Source organism: Pseudomonadota bacterium (genome assembly GCA_039815145.1).
Classification (GTDB): Bacteria; Pseudomonadota; Gammaproteobacteria; order Steroidobacterales; family JBCBZW01; genus JBCBZW01.
Genome location: JBCBZW010000242.1, coordinates 1 through 3996, shown reverse-complemented (window position 1 = coordinate 3996; position 3996 = coordinate 1). Strand labels below are relative to the sequence as shown.

At 62.5% G+C, this 3996-nt stretch carries 3 protein-coding genes and 1 rRNA gene; 1 reads left to right on the top strand and 3 read right to left on the bottom strand.

Going from position 1 to position 3996, the window contains the following annotated elements; genetic code table 11:
- A partial coding sequence (locus AAF184_25110) for a hypothetical protein (protein MEO0425637.1) occupies window positions 1-562 on the bottom strand: 562 nt, incomplete at its 3' end.
- Window positions 563-1184: 622 nt separating this feature from the next.
- Here AAF184_25110 and AAF184_25105 point away from each other — a divergent pair.
- The gene (locus tag AAF184_25105; GenBank protein ID MEO0425636.1) at window positions 1185-2153 is read left to right on the top strand and encodes a sulfotransferase; all 969 of its coding nucleotides are present in this window, start codon (window positions 1185-1187) and stop codon (window positions 2151-2153) included.
- Window positions 2154-2191: 38 nt separating this feature from the next.
- Here AAF184_25105 and AAF184_25100 read toward each other — a convergent pair whose 3' ends face one another.
- Together AAF184_25100 and rrf are read right to left on the bottom strand one after the other, a co-directional pair.
- Entirely contained in the window at window positions 2192-3475 is a 1284-nt protein-coding gene (locus tag AAF184_25100; protein ID MEO0425635.1) for an oligosaccharide flippase family protein, read from the bottom strand.
- Window positions 3476-3800: 325 nt separating this feature from the next.
- Window positions 3801-3913: ribosomal RNA gene (gene rrf, locus AAF184_25095) — 5S ribosomal RNA — on the bottom strand.
- Window positions 3914-3996 lie beyond the last annotated feature (83 nt).

Sequence of the window (3996 nt, the reverse complement as noted above, 5' to 3'; positions counted from 1 at the left end):
CGATAGCGATCTCGGGGCCCGCACCGGTCAAATCCAGCACGCAGCTCAGCGCATCCTCGTCCTGGTCTGCCGCCGTCCAACTGAAGGTCACGACCTCTCCCAGCGCTACGTTCGCGTCCGAACTGCGAAACGCCTCGAGCGTCGGCTGGCGATTGGCCGCCGCGTCGACCGAAACCAGTACGCTGGCTGACGCCGTACCGCCCTCACCGCTGCATTCGAGTGCAAACTCCGTTGCCGTATCGAGCGCGCCAGAGCGTTCACCCCCAGACACGGCTCTGGCCCCGGTCCAGCCCCCGGACGCCTCGCAGCTTGTCGCATCGGTGGAAGTCCACTCGAGGGCAACCGACTGACCGGGGGCCACCTCGGCGCGATCAACCGAGAAAGCAACAGCGGGTGCGGCGGCGGGCGGCGGAGGCTCGGGGTCGGGCGCTACGGGCGGGTTGGATCCGCCGCCCCCGCACCCGGCGATGAACGCTGCGAGCGCGAGAGGTACGAGCGCATAGCGCGACGTCATACCTGTTGCATCGATTTGGCGGGACTCAAGGGCTGATATCGCAGTCATCTCTCTCTCGTTCGGTCAGCGCGGATGTCCATCCACTCTGAAGTTAGCCTCAAGGCTGGCTAGACGCGGCGGCGCCTAGCTGCTCTCGCCTCGTCGAGGCAACAGGAGCTACTGAGGGACCTGCGGTACGCCCAGACGAGCCTACTCGCATGCTTAACGCTTACGTAGGCGAAGCGTTGACACCAACACGTCAGCCCAGACAAGGCCCCGGGGCAGCTGTAGAGTACAGGGCCCCGCGCCCGATAGGCTTATCGGATAGCTTATCAAAGCGCTAGTTAGCCATCGAGCTGTCTATGCTAACCACTCGGTACGCATAGGTACTTCGCTAACCGCGCCTAGAGCCAAGCCTCCCCAGAGTCGGCTTCCCACTAAACGGCGATCGCACCCTTCAGCCACAGACCTGTGCGACAGCCACTACCCTCGCGTAAGCGGTCCGCCCGTGCCCGCAACTCCTGCACCGCTGCCGCATGGGCTGCCGGTGACTCGCGGCATTCGCACGGGGACACCAGGGAGACACGATAGCCGGACGTGGTATCGTGCGGCACGCGAGCGGCCCTGGAGGGGATCGCCCCATGGGGCCTGCATGGTCTCACGTCAAACACGATTAGGGTGAGGTTGGCCAATGAGGCCGGTATTTGTCGGCGGCACGGGCCGCAGCGGCACGACGGTGCTGAAGAGCATCCTGGATTGCCACCCCCGCGTGCTCGGGGTGCCCCACGAAATGAGATTAATCGTGGATCCAGGCGGGGCCCTCGACCTGATCGACGCCCTCAGCCACCGATGGTCGCCGTACTCGGCCGATCTGGCGATCCACCGATTCCGGGACCTCTGCGCAGATCTCTTCAGCACGCCGTTGACGCGCTCCCTGCCCCTGCGGGCGGCACGAGTTGCCCTGCGGCGAATCGGGGCGTCCGCCTGGCGCTACCACACGGTGGACGCCAGCGCGTTCGGGAGCAAGGCTGAGTTCCTAGCTGCGGTCGACCGCTTTCTCGACACGCTGATCGACCACCGCACCAGAGGCTCATGGCTCGGCAGTCGCCCATTCAGCCCGCGTAGCGTCATCCATGAGACCACGCCGCGCCGTCACGCGGATGTGGCGGAGGCCTTTGGACGCTTCTTTGACGATGTACTGTCGTCTCGCCGAGGCCCCTGCACGCACTGGGTCGAGGACACCCCGTTCAACGTGTCGCATCCGGAGGAACTGCGAGCGGCATTTCCGCAGAGCAAGCTGATCCACATCTTCCGAGATCCACGCGACGTGGTCGCATCCCATCTCACGAAGGCTTGGGGAGGAGATGGCGCTGAATCAGTTGCGCGCCGGGTACGCGCAGTCCTCGAGCGCTGGCTTGTCTTGCGTGAAACGTTGCCCGACGACTTCTACGTCGAACTACCGCTGGAACGCATCGCTACCGCCCAAAGGGCCGAGCTCGAGGCGTTGTGTGGGTTCCTGGATCTGGACTACGACTCGGCGCTCGAGCGCATCAGCCTCGACAAGGTGAACGCTGGACGGTGGCAGTCTGAGCTGAACGATGCCGAGCAGTCCGCCGTAATTCGTGTGCTTGGCGATACGATCCAGAAGTACGGTTACTAGGGAATGGAAGCGGGCACGGTCGCCCCGAAGCACGTGCCCTAGGTGGTCGCTGCACCACCTATCATTGGCTTACCCTTCGCAAGTCTGTAGCCGTAGGCAATGTCGAAGGTGTGCATGACGCCGCGCAGAGCCGCCGCGAGCCATAGATAGGTGAGAACCTCGAGTCCAAACCACAGCGTAATCCCGCCGATCAGGACGTGGCTGGCCAAGAACGTCATGTGCCACACGAAGATGTACCGATAGTCGTGACGGATGATGGGCGCCTTATCGACGGGTGTTGCGATAAAGGCGAAGAATCCCCCCACCAGCATGACGCTGGCGTACTGGCCAGCCTCGATCCAATCGGCACCGAAGAGCAGCCCGAACACCGTAGGGGCCAGAAACACCCCCAACAGGTAGATCGGCGCGCCGATCAGCACTGTCCGCAGCAAGGTCTGGCGCATGAGGTCGTCGAAGCGACTCGACTCGCGGTACTGCACCGTGGCGCGTTGCCGGTAAACGTCACCAACCGCTTTCGAAATCAGACTCATGGGCGCCTGAGTGACGCGATCCGCAAGCCCGAAGAAGCCGATAGCGGCGGCATTGGACAGCGCGCCGATAATGAAGAGCGGAATCTTGATGTACCAAGCAGCGGCAGCATGGCTGACGGTAAGCGTGCCCCCCAATCGGAAGTACTTCCGCGCCAAGACGATTAGCCGCTTTGGTTGGGGCCGCTTGATCAGGGCCCTATCCTGACGAGCCACACCCCAGCCGATCGCCAACACTGAGACCAAGTAGCCCATAATTTGGCCCACGATCAAGCCGGTGCCGGGTAGGCCGGGCATTTTGACCGCGCCCATCGTGGTGGCCGTACCGACGTTCGACGCCGCCTTCAACACGACGCTCTTGCCCACGTCGGCAAATCGTTCCCGTCGCATCGCCCAGTAGATCAGACCGTGAAAGGTGCCGGTCAGGAATACCCCCAGTGGCACCACCAGCAACCAATTCTCTATGCCCGGATATCCGAGGGCGACAGCGATCGGCTCGCGCGCGACTAGCGCCACCAGCAGGAGCAACCCCGATGTGCTCGCAGCCACGATAATGACCAGCCATACCAGGTCAGCTGCGTGTCGCTCAGACGCCGGTAGCATGATCGCGGCGTCGAACTTCAAGGTCGCGATGACACTGAACACCGAGCTGATGGCGACAAACAACGAAAGCGCGCCGAAGTCGGAAGGCGAATACAGGCGCGTCAGAATCGGCAGCACACCGATCATGAGCAACTGCGCCAACCCGGTTCCGCTGGTCAACTTCAGAACGTCCTTCGCGAACGACAAGTTCATGCTGAGCGAGCTACTCCAATGAGTTACTAGTTCGTAGCGGTGCGAACCGGGTGTCGATGACTTTTCGGTTGGGCAACCGCAGAACGTAGTGGAGCGCGGAGCAAGCGTAAGACACCGTCAGGGGCCAGGTTGGCGCCATCAGCGAGGCAAAGACCAATCGCAAGAAAGTGCGCGATTATGCCGTGCCGCCGTGGCTGGTGTCGCTTCGAATTTGCGCCACGGCCCTTGCGAAGGAAGAGGCTACCTCGATGTGCTGATCGGGCGGCCAAACCGAGGGAATAAAAAAACCCCGCGACCGAGGTGGTCGCGGGGTTTCAGCGTAAAAGCCTGGCAGTGTCCTACTTTCACATGGGATCTCCCACACTATCATCGGCGCAGAGCGTTTTCACTTCCGAGTTCGGGATGGGATCGGGTGGTTCCCACTCGCTATGGCCGATGATAGTGTGGGAGATCCCATGTGAAAGTAGGACACTGCCAGGCTTTTACGCTGAAACCCCGCGACCACCTCGGTCGCGGGGTTT

Excerpts from the sequence above, each read along its gene's own strand:
- AAF184_25100 (MEO0425635.1), bottom strand. The coding sequence starts at position 3,475 with ATGAACTTGTCGTTCGCGAAGGACGTTCTGAAGTTGACCAGCGGAACC.
- AAF184_25105 (MEO0425636.1), top strand. The coding sequence starts at position 1,185 with ATGAGGCCGGTATTTGTCGGCGGCACGGGCCGCAGCGGCACGACGGTG.